This is a genomic window from Pseudomonas panipatensis, from assembly GCF_900099785.1.
Classification (GTDB): domain Bacteria; phylum Pseudomonadota; class Gammaproteobacteria; order Pseudomonadales; family Pseudomonadaceae; genus Pseudomonas; species Pseudomonas panipatensis.
Map to the genome: position 1 here is coordinate 294,179 of NZ_FNDS01000005.1, position 15,322 is coordinate 309,500.

At 62.0% G+C, this 15,322-nt stretch carries 23 protein-coding genes; 21 read left to right on the forward strand and 2 right to left on the reverse strand.

From position 1 onward, the window contains the following. Window positions 1-31 precede the first annotated feature (31 nt). Window positions 32-262 (forward strand): hypothetical protein, encoded by a 231-nt coding sequence (locus BLQ74_RS13965; protein WP_090263190.1) that lies wholly within the window; start codon window positions 32-34, stop codon window positions 260-262. Beyond that, the gene (locus BLQ74_RS13970; protein ID WP_090263191.1) at window positions 259-816 is read left to right on the forward strand and encodes a hypothetical protein; all 558 of its coding nucleotides are present in this window, start codon (window positions 259-261) and stop codon (window positions 814-816) included. Before BLQ74_RS13965 ends, BLQ74_RS13970 begins: the two co-directional genes overlap by 4 nt. A gap of 99 nt (window positions 817-915) precedes the next feature. On the opposite strand, the gene BLQ74_RS28110 is transcribed toward BLQ74_RS13970, so the two are convergent. Next, window positions 916-1,635, reverse strand: a complete 720-nt coding sequence (locus BLQ74_RS28110; protein ID WP_425287493.1) for a type II toxin-antitoxin system HicB family antitoxin — start codon at window positions 1,633-1,635, stop codon at window positions 916-918. Window positions 1,636-1,687: 52 nt separating this feature from the next. After that, on the reverse strand, window positions 1,688-1,867 hold the full coding sequence (locus tag BLQ74_RS13980; RefSeq protein ID WP_090263192.1) for a type II toxin-antitoxin system HicA family toxin: 180 nt from the start codon (window positions 1,865-1,867) through the stop codon (window positions 1,688-1,690). Between the two features lie 293 nt (window positions 1,868-2,160). Between BLQ74_RS13980 and BLQ74_RS13985 the strand changes: the two genes are divergently transcribed. From BLQ74_RS13985 to BLQ74_RS14075, 19 genes are all read left to right on the forward strand, one after another. Further along, window positions 2,161-2,490 (forward strand): phage holin, lambda family, encoded by a 330-nt coding sequence (locus BLQ74_RS13985; RefSeq protein WP_090263353.1) that lies wholly within the window; start codon window positions 2,161-2,163, stop codon window positions 2,488-2,490. Window positions 2,491-2,550: 60 nt separating this feature from the next. Continuing rightward, window positions 2,551-2,778 (forward strand): hypothetical protein, encoded by a 228-nt coding sequence (locus BLQ74_RS13990; RefSeq protein WP_090263193.1) that lies wholly within the window; start codon window positions 2,551-2,553, stop codon window positions 2,776-2,778. Next, window positions 2,778-3,143 carry an HNH endonuclease gene (locus BLQ74_RS13995; protein ID WP_090263194.1) on the forward strand — a complete coding sequence of 122 codons (366 nt, stop codon included), beginning with the start codon at window positions 2,778-2,780 and terminating at the stop codon, window positions 3,141-3,143. Before BLQ74_RS13990 ends, BLQ74_RS13995 begins: the two co-directional genes overlap by 1 nt. 100 nt (window positions 3,144-3,243) lie before the next feature. Next, on the forward strand, window positions 3,244-3,729 hold the full coding sequence (locus BLQ74_RS14000) for a phage terminase small subunit P27 family (RefSeq protein ID WP_090263195.1): 486 nt from the start codon (window positions 3,244-3,246) through the stop codon (window positions 3,727-3,729). Then, entirely contained in the window at window positions 3,729-5,456 is a 1,728-nt protein-coding gene (locus BLQ74_RS14005; RefSeq protein ID WP_090263196.1) for a terminase large subunit, read from the forward strand. The genes BLQ74_RS14000 and BLQ74_RS14005 overlap by 1 nt, the downstream gene beginning before the upstream one ends. Continuing rightward, window positions 5,456-6,679 carry a phage portal protein gene (locus BLQ74_RS14010; protein ID WP_090263197.1) on the forward strand — a complete coding sequence of 408 codons (1,224 nt, stop codon included), beginning with the start codon at window positions 5,456-5,458 and terminating at the stop codon, window positions 6,677-6,679. The genes BLQ74_RS14005 and BLQ74_RS14010 overlap by 1 nt, the downstream gene beginning before the upstream one ends. Next, window positions 6,657-7,310: an HK97 family phage prohead protease gene (locus BLQ74_RS14015; protein WP_090263355.1), complete on the forward strand. Its 654-nt coding sequence runs from the start codon at window positions 6,657-6,659 to the stop codon at window positions 7,308-7,310. The genes BLQ74_RS14010 and BLQ74_RS14015 overlap by 23 nt, the downstream gene beginning before the upstream one ends. A gap of 10 nt (window positions 7,311-7,320) precedes the next feature. Next, the gene (locus BLQ74_RS14020; RefSeq protein ID WP_090263198.1) at window positions 7,321-8,523 is read left to right on the forward strand and encodes a phage major capsid protein; all 1,203 of its coding nucleotides are present in this window, start codon (window positions 7,321-7,323) and stop codon (window positions 8,521-8,523) included. A gap of 50 nt (window positions 8,524-8,573) precedes the next feature. Continuing rightward, window positions 8,574-8,846 (forward strand): HeH/LEM domain-containing protein, encoded by a 273-nt coding sequence (locus tag BLQ74_RS14025; RefSeq protein WP_244507193.1) that lies wholly within the window; start codon window positions 8,574-8,576, stop codon window positions 8,844-8,846. Beyond that, the gene (locus BLQ74_RS14030; RefSeq protein ID WP_090263200.1) at window positions 8,839-9,147 is read left to right on the forward strand and encodes a head-tail connector protein; all 309 of its coding nucleotides are present in this window, start codon (window positions 8,839-8,841) and stop codon (window positions 9,145-9,147) included. The genes BLQ74_RS14025 and BLQ74_RS14030 overlap by 8 nt, the downstream gene beginning before the upstream one ends. Next, window positions 9,144-9,482: a phage head closure protein gene (locus BLQ74_RS14035; RefSeq protein ID WP_090263201.1), complete on the forward strand. Its 339-nt coding sequence runs from the start codon at window positions 9,144-9,146 to the stop codon at window positions 9,480-9,482. The genes BLQ74_RS14030 and BLQ74_RS14035 overlap by 4 nt, the downstream gene beginning before the upstream one ends. Beyond that, window positions 9,475-9,969: an HK97-gp10 family putative phage morphogenesis protein gene (locus BLQ74_RS14040; protein ID WP_090263202.1), complete on the forward strand. Its 495-nt coding sequence runs from the start codon at window positions 9,475-9,477 to the stop codon at window positions 9,967-9,969. The genes BLQ74_RS14035 and BLQ74_RS14040 overlap by 8 nt, the downstream gene beginning before the upstream one ends. Continuing rightward, window positions 9,969-10,334 carry a tail completion protein gp17 gene (gp17, locus tag BLQ74_RS14045; RefSeq protein WP_090263203.1) on the forward strand — a complete coding sequence of 122 codons (366 nt, stop codon included), beginning with the start codon at window positions 9,969-9,971 and terminating at the stop codon, window positions 10,332-10,334. Before BLQ74_RS14040 ends, gp17 begins: the two co-directional genes overlap by 1 nt. A 69-nt stretch (window positions 10,335-10,403) precedes the next feature. Continuing rightward, complete coding sequence (locus BLQ74_RS28325; RefSeq protein ID WP_090263204.1) at window positions 10,404-11,138, forward strand: phage tail tube protein; 735 nt, start codon at window positions 10,404-10,406, stop codon at window positions 11,136-11,138. 9 nt (window positions 11,139-11,147) lie between these two features. Further along, on the forward strand, window positions 11,148-11,615 hold the full coding sequence (locus tag BLQ74_RS14055; RefSeq protein ID WP_090263205.1) for a phage tail assembly chaperone family protein, TAC: 468 nt from the start codon (window positions 11,148-11,150) through the stop codon (window positions 11,613-11,615). Next, the gene (locus BLQ74_RS14060) at window positions 11,579-11,830 is read left to right on the forward strand and encodes a phage tail assembly protein T (RefSeq protein WP_425287495.1); all 252 of its coding nucleotides are present in this window, start codon (window positions 11,579-11,581) and stop codon (window positions 11,828-11,830) included. The genes BLQ74_RS14055 and BLQ74_RS14060 overlap by 37 nt, the downstream gene beginning before the upstream one ends. Window positions 11,831-11,869: 39 nt before the next feature. Beyond that, complete coding sequence (locus BLQ74_RS14065) at window positions 11,870-14,278, forward strand: phage tail tape measure protein (RefSeq protein WP_090263358.1); 2,409 nt, start codon at window positions 11,870-11,872, stop codon at window positions 14,276-14,278. Further along, a complete protein-coding gene (locus BLQ74_RS14070; RefSeq protein WP_090263207.1) occupies window positions 14,275-14,625 on the forward strand; it encodes a phage tail protein in 351 nt (116 codons plus the stop codon). The genes BLQ74_RS14065 and BLQ74_RS14070 overlap by 4 nt, the downstream gene beginning before the upstream one ends. Beyond that, a complete protein-coding gene (locus BLQ74_RS14075) occupies window positions 14,622-15,320 on the forward strand; it encodes a phage minor tail protein L (RefSeq protein WP_090263208.1) in 699 nt (232 codons plus the stop codon). Before BLQ74_RS14070 ends, BLQ74_RS14075 begins: the two co-directional genes overlap by 4 nt. The last annotated feature ends 2 nt before the right edge of the window (window positions 15,321-15,322 follow it).

Here is a 15,322-nt window from a genome sequence, read left to right on the forward strand (position 1 = left end):
TCGGAAGAATCTGCAACCGGTGGAGCGCACCATGCTTAAGGTGGCCGCCAAGGAGTTCGCTAAGGATCGGCTGGCCGGCGTCGGCGCGCTGACCTGCCTGATGCACCTGGTGGTGGACTGGCACAGCAGTCGCGCGGAGCAGGGCTTCACCGAATACGCCCAGGCCTGGATCGCCCAGGGAAACATCAAGGGTGGCAAGGGGGTGGAGGCGTTGATGCGCGACCTGTTCGGCTCCAATGAGCCGCCAAAGGGGGCCGCATGACCGGTATCTATCGGGACGTGCTACCTGCGATCGTCCGCGTACTGGCGGCCGACGCTATCGACAACACGGCGAAGCAGAGCTGGCAGAAACTGATCGATCGGAAGGTCGACGGCGGCTACCGCGCGCTGTTGTCTGCCCGAGACCAGTTCGAGTTCGACTGCATGCTGCACGCGCTCCTGCACCAGGAGCTGCTACCGGTTGAGTGGGACGTGCTCTACGCCAGGTATTCGACACATAACGGCCGCCGCCTTAATGCAGTGAGCCGTATGCCGGCGAGGGTGAACAGTCCAGCACCGCGCGTCTTCCTGACCTATGCCGTGACCAGTTGGTGCATCCCGAGACTGAAGGGCAAGACGGGAAAACGCTCGACCGATGTTCTGGTGCTCTCTGATAAGTGGTACGACATCAACGAGTGGGACACCGAGGCCCGGCCAGACTCAACCCGCAGCCGTTGGCGTCGGGATATCTGGAAAGCGCTCGATGCCCTTGAGGAGCAGGCAGTGGTGCACGTGACGGAGATCCTGGAGCGCGAAAGACTGCTTGAGGCTAGTTGACTTGTGTGAGCGAATGAGCGAAATTCACCACATCTGCTGATCCGTGCGCGTCGCACAGACCGGCAAGAAAAACCCGGCCATTGAGCCGGGTTTTTTCGTTTACACCAGTCGGAGAACCCCAGCCGAGCGGACCCCGGGTTCTTTGGGCAGGTACTCGAACAGACCAGTGGCCTCCAACTGTTGGTAGACCTCAAGCACAGCCTGCATCGTGTTCGGATTGCGCGCATACCTGGTACGAAGCAGGTAATCGAGCGAGTCCTGGTTAACGCTGTCCAGGTTGCCCTTGGTCGCTCCAGTCGGCATCTCAGAGATCCCGCGGCGGTTGAACTCATCAACGAGCCGCCCAACGTAGAATCCAGCCTGTGCGCCGCCGTAGCGGAGACTGATCCAGTTCGGGTCAGGAGGCGTCACGCGAACTTCCGAGTGAAGTGCGGCGAGAGCGGATTCCAACGCCTCCATCTGGGTGTTGTGCAGGAAGTCGACGAGGCGATCCCCTTGAGTCTGGGCGATGCCCAGCAGTCGGCACAGGTCGGCCTTGCGCATATCGCGCTTAATCATCTCGTTCCACAGCGCGATCTTCGCCACGGTGACAGCCGGAAGACGCACAACGTGTTCACCATCCTCCGGATCGGAGGCCTGAGGAATAGCCCGGCGCTCCTTCACGTAGATCGAGAGCGTGGTCTCGATGGCGTCAACGGCCTCGCGGATCGCGTGCTCGCGGTCATCGCCGTAGCTGTTCAGCTCAGGCAGGTCGCGGCAGAAAACGGCAACGCCAGGCGCGCTGTCGTCCTGTTCAAATCTGATTGCATAGTCGTACATGGTCACTCCTCATGGGTGATCACACAGTATTCAGGCGTGGTGAGGGGGCTCCTTAGAGCCCCAGTTGCTTGATGATTCCTTTGCGGGTCGGTTCCGGCATTTCCTTGGCTCCGTGGTCCGCAAAGACCGTCGATTTGCCGTTCGGGGCGGTGATCCTGAAGTGGCTTCCTTTGCCAGGTTCGAAGGTCACCCCTTGGGCTCTTAACCATCGTCTGAATTCGCTGTGTTTCATCACCTCATCTCTGTTGTTTGGATGAAGCTAGTATACCACATATTTGTGGTAATACAACATTTTTGTGTTGTGAGTGGGCCTGCAGCCGGCGCAGCCTGAAAGGGGAGGTCGGACACCGATAAGCCGGCAGTGCGGTGATACGGAAAAACACCGGCAGGCCAAGCAGCTCCAAGTCCTCGTTTGCTCCGGGGCTGGCTTGGCCAGACGGCGTGGAAAGACACGCACACCAATTCCTGGCCCAGCCGATGCGCTGGGCCTTTTCATTTCCGCCCCGCAGAGGGGATATCGAGACCATGAAAATGTCCGACAAGCCCGAGCTCTTGGCCATTGCACTGGCGTGGCTGAGTCAGCATGCCCCCGTTCTCTACGCTGGCGGCTTGTCCTTCCTGGTCGCGGTGACTCGGGTCATATACGGCGGCGGAACGCGGCGCCAAGCTCTGCTCGAGGCAGCGCTGTGCACGCTGATCACCCTGGGGCTGATCCCCGTTCTGGAGTGGCTTGGCCTTCCGCAGAACATGGCCACTGCTGCTGGCGTCTTCACCGGTTTCCTCGGTGTGAAGAAGCTCGCTGAGCTGGCCGACCGCATCGCTGACTGGAAGCTGCCGCGCGCTGGCGGACAGTGATGGCCTGCGACTACTGCATGCGCCAACGTGAGCGCGCCAAGAGGCTACTGAGACTTGCTTATGACAGATCGCTCGATTTCCTCGTCGGTGCCGGTAACCCAGGAGCAGGCCAACCTGATCCTGCGGAACATGGAAGAGTTCAAGGCGATCATGCTGCAGCAGCTCCACGAGCAGGCCAGGACCAATGAACTCCTTGCTGCGTTGGCCGAGGCGCTGAGTGATGGCGAGGACTATGGCGAGGATGGCTATGTCGATTCACCAACCTACCTGAACGGGAGTCCTCGCTGATGCCCTTGCGCCCGCAGCGACCATGCCGATCCACTGGCTGCAATGCACTGCACCGGAACTCCAATGGCTACTGCGATGCCCATGCCGACCTTGCCAAGGCCTGGGCAACCCGTCAGGGCTCAGGGCGCGGTGGTCGACCATGGCGTCGGTTGCGAGACAAAGTGCTGGCTCGGGACAAATACCTGTGCCGATGCGAGGAGTGCACCAGACTCGGCAGGTTGCGTGAGGCCAACGAGGTCGACCACGTCATACCACTGGCCCTGGGAGGCTCGGACGAGCCTGGCAATCTGGTCGCCATCAACGATGATTGCCACCGTCGAAAGACGCAGCGAGAGGCCTTGCAGGCGCGCCGGAAGGTGCGATGAGGGGTAGGGGGAGGGGCAAAAGTTCAGGCTTCCACGCTCGGACACCGCGCCCCCAGTCGTTTTTTTACGCCCGCGAAATTAAAAATTCAGGAGTTGCGCGATGGGAGGCACCGCCACGGTCGCCGGCCGTGGCCGCAAACCCAAGCCGACGGCCAAGAAAGCGCTGGCCGGAAACCCCGGAAAACGAGCGCTCAATAAGGATGAACCCAAGTTTTCAACGGTCACCAACATAGAGCCGCCCGAGTGGCTGAGCGATCGCGCTGCGACCATGTGGCAGATGCTGGTACCGGAGTTGCTGCGCGAGAGCGTCATCGCGCTGACTGACCTGCATAACGTCGAGGCGTTCTGTACTGCCTACGACAACTGGCGATCCGCACAGGAAGCAGTCTTTGAGCTTGGCATCGTGGTTGAGTCCTCCCAGGGTAGCCCGATGAAGAACCCGGCGTTGACCGCGGCAAACGAGGCGATGAGGCAGATCGTCACCTTCGGCTCCCTGCTGGGCCTGGACCCTGCCAGCCGCACACGAATCATTGGCGGCAACAAACAGAAATCAACCAACGAATTTGCCTCCCTTCTGAGTACCTGATGGCCAAGAGCGCTCACGCCAACGTCGACAAGGCGATGGCTTGGGCGAGGTCTGTTCTGCGCGGCCGTTTCCCGGCCTGCCGGTACATCCATCAGGCGATTGAGCGGCATTTCGACGATGTCGCCGCCAGCCGGGCGAAGAGCTACCCCTACAAGTTCGACCCGGCTCGTGCGGAGAAGAAGCTGAAGCTGATCCAGCTCCTGCCGCACACAAAAGGCGAATGGGCCTTCAAGCGACAGCTGATCACGCTTGAGCCATGGCAGCTTTTCGGGTTGGCCTGCACCTTCGGCTGGGTCAGAAAGAAGAGTGGCTATAGGCGCTTCCGCGAAAGCTACTGGGAGGTGCCGCGTAAGAACGGCAAGTCGGTGATCGCCGCCGGCGTGGGCCTGAGCATGTTCACCGCTGATAACGAGTTTGGCGCCGAGGTCTACTCGGGCGCCACAACCGAAAAGCAGGCTTGGGAGGTGTTCCGCCCGGCGCGGCTGATGGTGAAGCGCTCGCCGATGCTGATCGAGGCGGCCGGTATCGAGGTCAATGCCTCGAACATGAACATCCCGTCCGACAGCAGCCGCTTCGAGCCGTTGATCGGCAACCCGGGTGATGGTGCGTCGCCGTCCTGCGCGATCATTGACGAGTTCCACGAGCACGACAGTTCGGCCCAGTACGACACCATGCTTACTGGTATGGGCGCCCGCCGCCAGCCGCTGATGTTCATCATCACGACCGCCGGGGCCAACATCGAAGGGCCTTGCTACGACAAGCGCCGCCAGGTGCTGGAGATGCTCGAAGGAACGGTGCCGGATGATGAGTTGTTCGGCTACATCTGGACCCTGGACGAGGGGGACGACTGGACCGATCCGAAAAACCTGGCCAAGGCGAACCCATGCATGGGTGTGTCGGTGTTCCAGGAGTATCTGGAGAGCCAGTTGGCTCGGGCGATCCGCTCGGCGCGATTCACCAACACGTTCAAGACCAAGCACCTGAACCTATGGGTCAGCGCAAAGTCTGGCTTCTTCAACATGGAGAGCTGGAAGGCGTGCGAAGACACGACGCTCACGGTCGAGCAGTTCGAGGGGCAGGAGTGGGTGGCCGCCTTCGACCTGGCACGCAAGCTCGATATGAACTCCAGGGCCCGCCTGTTCTGGCGCGTCATCGATGGGAAAACCCATTACTACAGCGTTGGTCCCGCGTTTTGGGTGCCTGAGGACACCGCTTTCAACCCTGACAACCAGCGCATGTCGGAGCGCTTTCAGGCCTGGATCAACTCCGGCCACCTAGTGGCCACGAGCGGCGCTGAGGTCGATTACCGGGAGATCCTCGAGGACACCAAGGAGGCCAACCAATTGGCGCCGATTCGCGAGAGCCCGATCGACCCACACGGCGCCACCGGCCTCAGCCACGAACTCGACGACGAGGGTTTCAACCCGATCACGATCACCCAGAACTACACCAACATGTCGGACGGCATGAAGGAACTTGAGGCGGCCATTGAAGCGGGCCGGTTCCACCATGACGGCAACCCGATCATGACCTGGTGTATTGGCAACGTGATCGGCAAGCACCTCCCGGGCAACGACGACGTGGTGCGCCCAATCAAGCAGGGCGAAGACAACAAAATCGACGGCGCGGTCGCGCTGATCATGGCCATCGGCCGAGTGCTCGCCAACGAGCCGCCGGAGAAAAACCTCTCCGACCACATCGAGAAGCATGGAGTCCGGAGGCTCTGATGGGAATGTTCGCCAAGCTGCGGGGATGGTTCAGTAAGGGTAGTGACCCTCTGATCATCGACTCGCCGGACAAGCTCGCCCAGGTTCTAGGCGTGAGCTACGAAACCACTGCGGGTCAACGGGTTACGACCACCAGCGCGTTGCAGCAAACGGCTGTCTTCAATTGCGTGCGCGTGCTGGCTGAGTCGGTGGGCATGCTGCCCTGCAGGCTCTACAAACAGGACGGCCGAGATCGACTTCCGGCTACATCCCACCGCTTGTTCAGTCTGCTGTCGGTCGCGCCGAACGGGTACATGACTTCCCAGGAATTTTGGGAGCTTCTGGTGGCCTGCCTGTGCTTGCGCGGAAACTTCTACGCCTACAAGGTCATGGCGCTAGGCAACGTCGTGGAGTTGTTGCCGATCAACCCAGGTGCGGTGACGCCGAAGCTCAAAGACGACTGGTCGGTGGAGTACGACGTCAAATTCAAGAGCGGTGAGCGCACGCTGACCCAGGATGAAATATGGCATGTGCGGCTGTTCACCCTGGACGGCCTGACAGGCCTGAACCCCATCGCTTATGCCAGGGAAGCATTGGGCCTAGGCCAGGCGATGGACAAGCACGCCGCCAAGTTGTTTGCCAACGGTGCGGTTACCTCCGGGGTGCTGAAGACCAACGAAGAACTCAGCGACGAAGCGTTCGCCAGGCTGAAGGAGCAGTTCCAGGGCGAGCACATGGGCACGGCCAACGCCTACAAGCCCATGATTTTGGAGATGGGACTGGATTGGAAACCTATCAGCCTCAACCTCGCTGACACCCAGTTCATCGAGTCGAGAAAGATGACCGAGGCGCAGATCTGCGGTCTGTTCCGCGTGCCCCCGCACTTGGTTGCCAGTCTCGACAAGATGACCCTGAACAACATGGAGCAAATGGGCATGAGCTTCGTGAACTACGCGCTCGTGCCCATCCTGACGCGCGTAGAGGCTCGCATTCGCGTCGGCCTCTTGAGCGAGCAAGACGCGAAAACGCACTTCGCCAAGTTCAACGCTGGTGCTCTGATGCGGGGCGATCTGAACGGCCGTTACACCTCCTACGGGAAGGGCATCCAGTGGGGAATTCTCAGCCCCAACGACTGCCGCGAGTTGGAAGACCTCAACCCGCGCGAAGGCGGCGATATCTACCTGACCCCGATCAACATGACCACCAACCCGGAGGCAGCCAATGCTGACCAAACAAAGGCTTGATCTGCCGCTCACCATCAAGTCGGTCAGCGACACTGGAGAGTTCGAAGGCTACGGCTCCGTGTTCGGCGTCGAGGACAGCTACGGCGACGTCGTGGTGCGTGGTGCCTTCGAGGCCTCGCTGGCACGGTGGAAAGAGAAAGGCCGGCTTCCTGCACTGCTCTGGCAGCACGACAGCGCCGAGCCAATCGGCATCTACACCGAGATGCGCGAAGACGACACAGGCCTGTATGTGAAGGGCCGGCTGCTGATTGATGACGACCCGCTGGCGAAGCGTGCACATGCTCACATGAAGGCGGGAAGCCTATCCGGCTTGTCGATCGGCTACATGCTCGACGACTACGAATACGACAAGGAGAAGGGCATTTGGCTGCTGAAGGCGATCGACCTCTGGGAAGTTTCCCTGGTCACCTTCCCGGCCAATGACGAGGCCCGCATCTCCGATGTGAAAAGCCTGCTGGCGCGTGGTGAGACGCCGCCGCCAAGCAAAGTGGAGCGAGCCCTGCGAGAGGTTGGGTTCTCTGGCTCCCAGGCCAAGGCCTTTATGGCCAAAGGCTACAGCGCTGCCTGTCCGCGCGATGCGGATGTTGGCTCCGCGCTCGACTCCCTGAAGTCCCTGATCAAGTGCATGTAAGGAGAACCCCATGCCTGCTGATATTCAAGATGTGAAACAGGTCGCCGAAGAACTCGGTGCCAAGTTCGAAGAGTTCAAACAGAAGAACGACAAGCGCGTCGATTCCCTCGAGGCCGAGAAGGGAAAACTGGTCGAGCAGGTCGAAGGCCTGAACGAAAAGCTCGGCGCACTCGATGAACTGAAGAGTGCGCTGGAGAAGGAAATTGCCGGCCTGAAGCGCCCGGATGGCACTGGCACCAAGGCTGCGAACGAGCACAAGACCGCCTTCATGCAGTTCGTGCGTAAGGGTGTCGATACTGGCCTTGGCGAGTTGCAGGCCAAGGCGCTCCAGATCGGCGTCGAGGCCGATGGCGGTTACGCCGTACCCGAAGAACTCGATCGCGCCATCATCGAGCTGCTTCGCGATGAGTCGCCGATGCGCCAGGTGTGCAATCAAATTACCGTCGGAACGCCGGATTACAAGAGACTGGTGAACCTCGGCGGCGCCGGTGCTGGCTGGGTCGGCGAAACCGCGCCCCGTCCGGAGACCGGAACCCCGGCCCTGGCACAGATCAACGCCTTCATGGGTGAGATCTACGCGAACCCGCAAGCCACCCAGACCAGCCTCGATGACATGTTCTTCGACGCCGAGGGCTGGCTGAACAGCGAGGTGGGCCGCGAGTTCTCCGAGATGGAGGGCAGCGCCTTCCTGTTGGGCAATGGGACCAACAAGCCCAAGGGTGTGCTGGCTTACCCGCTCGCAGTTACCGGCGACAAGACTCGCCCTTACGGCACCCTGCAGAAGCTGATCAGCGGCACCGCTGGTGCGTTCAACGGCGACAAGCTGATCGACTTGGTGCACGCCCTGAAAGCCGGCTATCGCAGCAGCGCCACCTGGATGATGAACAACCTGAGCGTTGCCTACGTCCGCAAACTCAAGGATAGCGACGGCAACTACCTGTGGCGTCCCGGTCTGGAGGTAGGCCAGCCCTCCAGCCTGATCGGCTACGGCATCACCGAGAACGAGGACATGCCGGATATCGCGGCTGATGCCAATGCGCTGATGTTCGGTGACTTCAAGCGCGGCTACACCATCGTGGATCGCATCGGCACTCGCGTGTTGCGCGACCCCTACACCAACAAGCCCTATGTTGGCTTCTACACCACCAAGCGTGTCGGCGGCATGCTCGTCGACTCCCAGGCGATCAAGGTTCTGACCCTGTCCGCGGCCTAATCTGGGCGGCCGGCTTCGGCCGGCCATCCATGGAGGAAAGAGCTATGCCCATGATTCTCGTCGAGAAGTCTTTCCCCTTCTCTCCAGACGGCAATGAAGTCATCACTGTTGAGGTGGGTGAACAAGACGTGTCCGAGCGCTGCGCGCTGGTGGCGGTGGAGCACCTGAAAGTGGCCACCCTAGTGGATGGCGTTCGTACCGAAGTCGACCCGCTGAAAATGAAGGTTCCGGATCTGAAGGCGTGGCTTACTGCCAAGGGTGTTGCTTTCGACTCGACTGCTAACAAGGAAGCCCTGTTGGCACTGGTACCGAAAGATGATTGATCTTTCCCGGCTGAAGAAGCATCTGCGCGTCGATGCGGACTTCACCGGAGACGACGACCTGATTGCTGGATATGAGGCGTCGGCAATCAGCGCTTTCGAGCTTTGGACGAATCGCACGCTTTTGCCATCGGATGGCGTACTCCCTGATCCGGTTGGCAACGCCATGCTTGCCACGCCGGCGATAGAGCAGGGTGTGCTCATGTTGGTTGGTCATTGGTATGACGCCAGGGAGGCATCACCCGAAGATATGCCTTCGTCCACGCGGGCGCTATGGCGCCCCCATCGCTGGGTGAATCTATGAAAGCTGGGCCGCTCCGCCACCTGGTGACCTTTCAGGAGAAGGTCAAGACTCGAAATCCAGAGTCCGGCGCCGTGGAGTACACATGGTCCGATCGCTGGGCCGGTGTCTATGCATCGGTGGAGCCGTTGTCGGCGCGCGATCTACTCGCTGCCAAGGCAGCCCAGACGGAGCTGAGCGCCCGCATCGTGATCCGCTACCGCGAAGGGGTGGAGCCGACGATGCGGATCGTCCACCGCGGCGCCATCTACGCCATCGTGGGCAAGCCACTCCCGGACAAGAAGTCTGGCCGGGAGTACCTCACCATCCTGGTCAGCGAGGGCCTCACCGATGGCTGACGGCGTCGAGTTCAGCATCACCGGTACCGACGACCTCGTGGGCAAGCTGCGTGAGCTGAGTTTCGACGTTCGCCGTAAGGGTGGCCGCACGGCGCTGCGCAAGGCGGTGTCGATCGTGGTCAGCAAGGCCAAGGATGGCGCACGCCGAATCGATGACCCCGATACGGGCCGGAGCATCGCCGACAACATCGCCATGCGCTGGAACGGCAAGCTGTTCAAGAGCACCGGCGACCTCGGGTTCAGAGTGGGCGTGCTGCATGGCGCGGTGCTCCCGAAGAAGGGGCAGCACCCCAGCCTGCAGGCGAATGCACCAACGCCGCACTGGCGCCTCTGGGAGTTCGGAACCTCGAAGATGAGGGCGGACCCGTTCATGCGAAGCGCGCTGGCGGACAGCATTTCCCTTGTCACTGACACATTCGTCAACGAGTACGAGCGGGCCATTGACCGCGCAATCAGGAGTGCGGCGAAGGCCGCCAGGAGTGGCTGATGTACGCACCGATATTCACCATCTGCAACGCGGACTCAGGCGTTCAGGCCGTGCTCGGTGGGTCTCCCATTCGCCTCTATCCCTTCGGCGAGGCCGAGGAGGAGGTGGTTAAGCCCTACGCCACCTGGCAGGGCATCGGCGGGGCGCCGGAGAACTACCTGGACCAGGCGCCGGATATCGACAGCTTTGCGCTACAGGTGGATGTCTACGGTCGGACAGCCGAGGAGGCCCGCGCCGCGGCCAGGGCGATCCGGGACGCCATCGAGCCGCATTCGCAGATCACGCGCTGGAACGGCGAAGACAAGGATTCGGCAACCGGCCTTTACCACTACAGCTTCGACGTCGACTGGTGGGTTGAGCGCTAGAGCTGTCACGTCACACAGCCCGCCGCGTGCGGGCATTTTTTTGCCTTCAACCAACCCCAGGAGAACGCCATGGCGGTTAAAACCCAGGGCTCGCAGCTGTTCGCGCTGATGCCCATCATCACCAACCCCGGCACCTTCCAGGTGCTGGAGATCGACTGCATCAGCAACTTCAACGGCGGCGGCAACCCGGCCGACCAGATCGTCGTCGAGTGCTTGAACAAGACCACTCGCGAGTATCTGAAGGGCATGCGCACCCCGGGCCAGGCTACCTTCACCGTCGATGCTGACCCGCGCGTAGCCTCCCACATCCGCCTGCAGCAGGCCGCCGAGTCCGACGACCCGATGTACGACGAAATCCGCTGGGCTCTGGGGTGGGCTGATGGCATGGGCATTGTGCCCACCGTGGGCGCTGCCGACGGTCTCGCGTCGGTTTCGATCACTGCCGGTGGCTCGGGCTACACCTCGCCGCCGACGGTTGCCTTCACTGGCGGCGGCGGCACTGGTGCGGCCGGTACCGCGATCATCTCCGCCGGCAAGGTCGTAGGCGTGAACATCACCAATCCGGGGTCGGGCTACACCTCGGCGCCGACCGTGGCGTTCACCGGGGGCACGGGCACCGGTGCTGCCGCGACCACCTCCCTGGGCGATCCGGCCGACTTCGTGCTGCCGCCGACTCGCACCTGGTTCGTGTTCGACGGCTACGTCGCGGACTTCCCGTTCGACTTCCAGAACAACTCCACAGTCAAGACCAGCGCCGCCATCCAGCGCTCCGGGCCCGGGGCCTGGGTGCGTAAGGCCGTGTAAGGGGAAACCATGCAGCTCAGCATCGAAACCTTGAAGCAGGCCGGAGCCTTCACCGGCCGGCCCGTGCGCAAAGAGATCACCTGGACGCAAGCCGACGGCGACCAGACCTTCACCGCGACCGTGTATGTCCGGCCTCTCGGCTACCAGACGGCCGTCAGCGACGTTCTGGCCGCCGGCGGGAAGCAGGACAGCATCGCCGGCCGAATCGCCGCCTCCATCTGCGACGAAGAGGGGCGTCCCGTCTTCACGGTACTGGACATCACCCACGGTCCGCTCGATCCCGAAGCACTGGCAAAAGATCCCGAGAGCACGCAGCGCCTCGGCGCGCTCGACGGGAACCTGTCGGTGGCCCTGCTGTATGCCATCCATGAGGTCAACACCACGGGAAAGATGAGCCCCTCTCCGAACTCGACGAGCTCTGGCACGAAATCGCCTGCTCGATCGGCGCGACAGTCGCTGAAGCGAAAGAGCGCGTAAGTCTCCCGGAGTTCTACTCCTGGATGAAGTACCGCTCGCTGCGCGGATCACTGCACGCCGGCATGCGGCTGGAGGAGGGCTTTGCCCTCCTGGCCGCCCTCTACGTGAACCGCACGCGCATGCCGGAGGGGGACGCTGCAACCATCCGTGACTTCATGCCACACAATCCGCCGCCAGAACCGACTGTCGAGGATGCGATGAAGGCGTGGGGGTAATTCTGGGCAGGGATGCCCGCAATCCACTGGGAGAACACCATGGCAACGCGCTCTCTCGGGCAGCTGACCCTGGATATCATCGCCAAGGTCGGTGGCTTCGTGTCCGGCATGACCCAGGCGGAGCGAAGCGCCGATAAGTGGCGAAAAGAGGTCGAGAAGAGCGCCCAGAAAGCCGGGGCGGCGATCGGCGCCGCCACGGTGGCAGGCGTGACCGCGCTGACCGCAATGGCTATCGGCACTGTAAAAGCGGCGGAGGAGGTGACGAACCTTGCTAGCGTCGCGAACACCAGTACCACCGAGTTCCAGAAATATGCCGCCGGCGCGAAGCTGGTCGGGGTGGAGCAGGACAAGCTCGCCGACATCTTCAAAGACGTGAACGACAAGGTCGGGGACTTCCTCAACACCGGTGGCGGCGGCCTGGCTGACTTCTTCACCAACATCGCGCCGAAGGTTGGCATCACCGCGGACAACTTCCGCAACCTCTCAGGCCCACAGGCTCTGGGCCTGTACGTTTCCAGTCTGGAGAAGGCCAAGGTCAGCCAGTCGGACATGACCTTCTACCTGGAGGCGATCGCCAACGATGCCACCGCGCTGTTGCCGCTGCTCCGCAACAACTCCGAAGGCTTCAAGACTTTTGGTGAGGCAGCCGCGGCAGCCGGCGCCATCATGGACGAGAAGACCATCAAGGCGAGCAACGAGCTTGCCGCCGCGCAGTGGCTGGTCGAGCAGAGCACCACCGGCCTGCGAACCCAACTGATGTCGCAGCTTCTGCCTGTGCTGAGCGACTTCGCCACCGACCTGTTCGAAGTCAGCAAGCAGGGCACCGCGATGGTGGGCGTCGGCGAGGCGATCACCACAACCATCAAGTGGGCGGCGAAAACGGCGGTTGGCGCCGTCGGCGCCTTCGATCTGCTCGGTAAAGCGATCGGCGGCACGGTGGCCACTGCTGCCTCTGCGTTCGAGGGATTCTCTTGGGACGATCTGGCGGCCGGACCGGCGGCGCTCGGTGTTCGGCTCGCCAAGAACTGGGAGAGCGTCAAGACAACTGCCTCGACGGTTACGACGGATCTGCAGGCCGAGGCCCTGAAGTTCGCTGGGTACCTCGACAATATCGACAAGGCCGGAACGGGTGGCACCAGTGGCATGGTCAAGGAGCTGGCAGAGCTGCAGGCAAGGCTGCGCGACATGGCTAGTAAACCCGGTTCCTTCGTGGCCCAGACAAAGGATCAGCAGGCGGCGGCGAAGAAACTGGCCGACACCATCGCCTCGACTGAACAGGGCTATCAACGCCAGATCGCGCTGATCAACACCGAGGTCGACAAGCGTAAGGACGCGACCGAGGTCGCCAAGCTCCAGTTCGAGATCCAGTCCGGCAAGCTGGTTGGAATCAATGCCCTGCAGCAGAAACGCCTGGAGGGCCTGGCCGGCGAGCTGGACCGCCTGAAGCAGTTGAAGCAGGCCAACGAGGACGCGGCCAAGGCCCGCACCTTCGGCGACACGCTGACCGATACCAACCAGACGGTGCGCGTCGGCTATGAGGTCGACCTTTCCGGTGCCGGCCTTGGTGACAAGGCCCGCGAACGGATGAAGCAGAACCTGCAGATCCAGCAGGACTTCGCCAAGCAGCAGGCCGACCTGCAGAAGCAGTACAACAGCGGCGACATCAGCAAGGAGCTGTACGACCAGGAAACCGGCCTGCTGAAGAAGGCTCTGGCCGAGCGCCTGGCCATCCAGGAGAACTACTACCAGGAGGTCGACAAGGCTCAGGCCGACTGGCTGTCGGGTGTCAGTGATGCCTGGCAGAACTACCTCGACAGTGCGCGCGATGCCAACAGCCAGATGAAAGAGGCTGCCGCGAGCGCCTTCGGCGGTGCCGAGGATGCCGTGCTGGATTTCGTAACCACCGGCAAGGCCGAGTTCAGCGATCTCGCCACCTCGATTCTGAAAGACCTGGCGCGCATTGCCCTGCGCAAGGCGGTTGTCGGCGCGGTAGGCGCTGCCAGCGAAACTAGCTGGGGTGGTGCAATCGCCTCGATCTTCCAGGCAAAGGGTGGCGCGTGGTCCGGCGGCGTTCAGATGTTCGCCAACGGCGCTGCCTTCACAAACAGCGTGGTCAACTCGCCCACCGCGTTCGCCCTGGCAAATGGTGGCCTGGGCGTGATGGGGGAGGCTGGCCCAGAGGCGGTCGTTCCTCTAGGTCGGACCTCGGACGGATCTCTTGGCGTAAGGGTTGTTGGCGCCACCGGAAGTGGCGGTGGTGGCGGCAACGTCTTCCAGTTCCACACCGAAGTGAACATCTCCGCAGGAGGTCAGACGACATCGACCGCCGCGGCGGGCGGTGATTCGAATGGCCAGCAGTTGGCGAACATGATCAACGACGCTGCGCGCGGCGTGATCGTTCAGGAGAGTCGCCCAGGTGGCCTGATCTATCGAATGGTGAACCGATGACCGAAGTATTCAGTTGGGACATCGCCGTCTCCTCTACTGGCACGATCAACCAGTCAGTGCGCGAAGCGAAGTTCGGTGACGGCTACAGCCAGGCTGTCGGTGACGGAATCAACAACGAGTGGGAGGTCTGGGAGATATCCCGGATCGGCAGGAAAGCCCTGATCGACGACATCAGGGCTTTCTTCCGCCGGCACGGCGGCTGGAAGTCCTTCAGTTGGACTAGCCCGAGCGGTATGCAGGGGCTGTTCCGCTGCAGCAACATCCAGCTTGCTCCGCATGGTGCCGGCAAGTTCACCATCTCGGCGACCTTCACTCAGGTTGGCGACTACCCGCAGGGGGCTCCATGACCATTGCAACTGATGAGCAACTGCTGGAGCCCGGTAGCGAGGTGCGGCTGTTTGACCTGGACTGCACCGAGTTCGGCGGCGAGCTGCTGCGCTTCCACGGCCATCTCCAGCAGGGGCCGATCTACTGGCAAGGAAACGCCTATCAGCCTTGGCCTCTGGAGGCCTCTGGCTTCGAGCAGCGTGGGGATGGAAGAGCCTCGGCGCCGACGCTGAGTGTGGGCAACATCGACGGCAGCATCTCCGCACTATGCCTCTACTTTGACGACCTGGTGGGTGCGAAGCTCACAGTGCACGAGACCTTCGCCCACTACCTGGACGCGGCGAACTTCGGAGGCGGGAACGCCCAGGCCGACCCCAGCCAGGAGCGGATCAATATCTGGTTCATCGAGCAGAAGACCGGTGAGGACAACACCACGGTGACGTGGGAGCTGTCAGCGCCGCCGGACTTCCAGGGCCAGCAGATCCCGGCACGGCAGATCACCGGGCTGTGCCAGTGGTGCATCACCGGCGGCTACCGTGGCGCCGATTGCGGCTACACCGGCACATTGATGTTCGACGAGCAGGGCAATCCAACGGTCGACCCCTCAAAGGATCGCTGCAGCGGTCTGCTATCAACCGGCTGCAAGCCGCGCTGGGGCGCGAACAACCCTCTCCCGTTCGGCGGCTTCCCAGCCTCCGGCCTGATCAAGATGTGAGC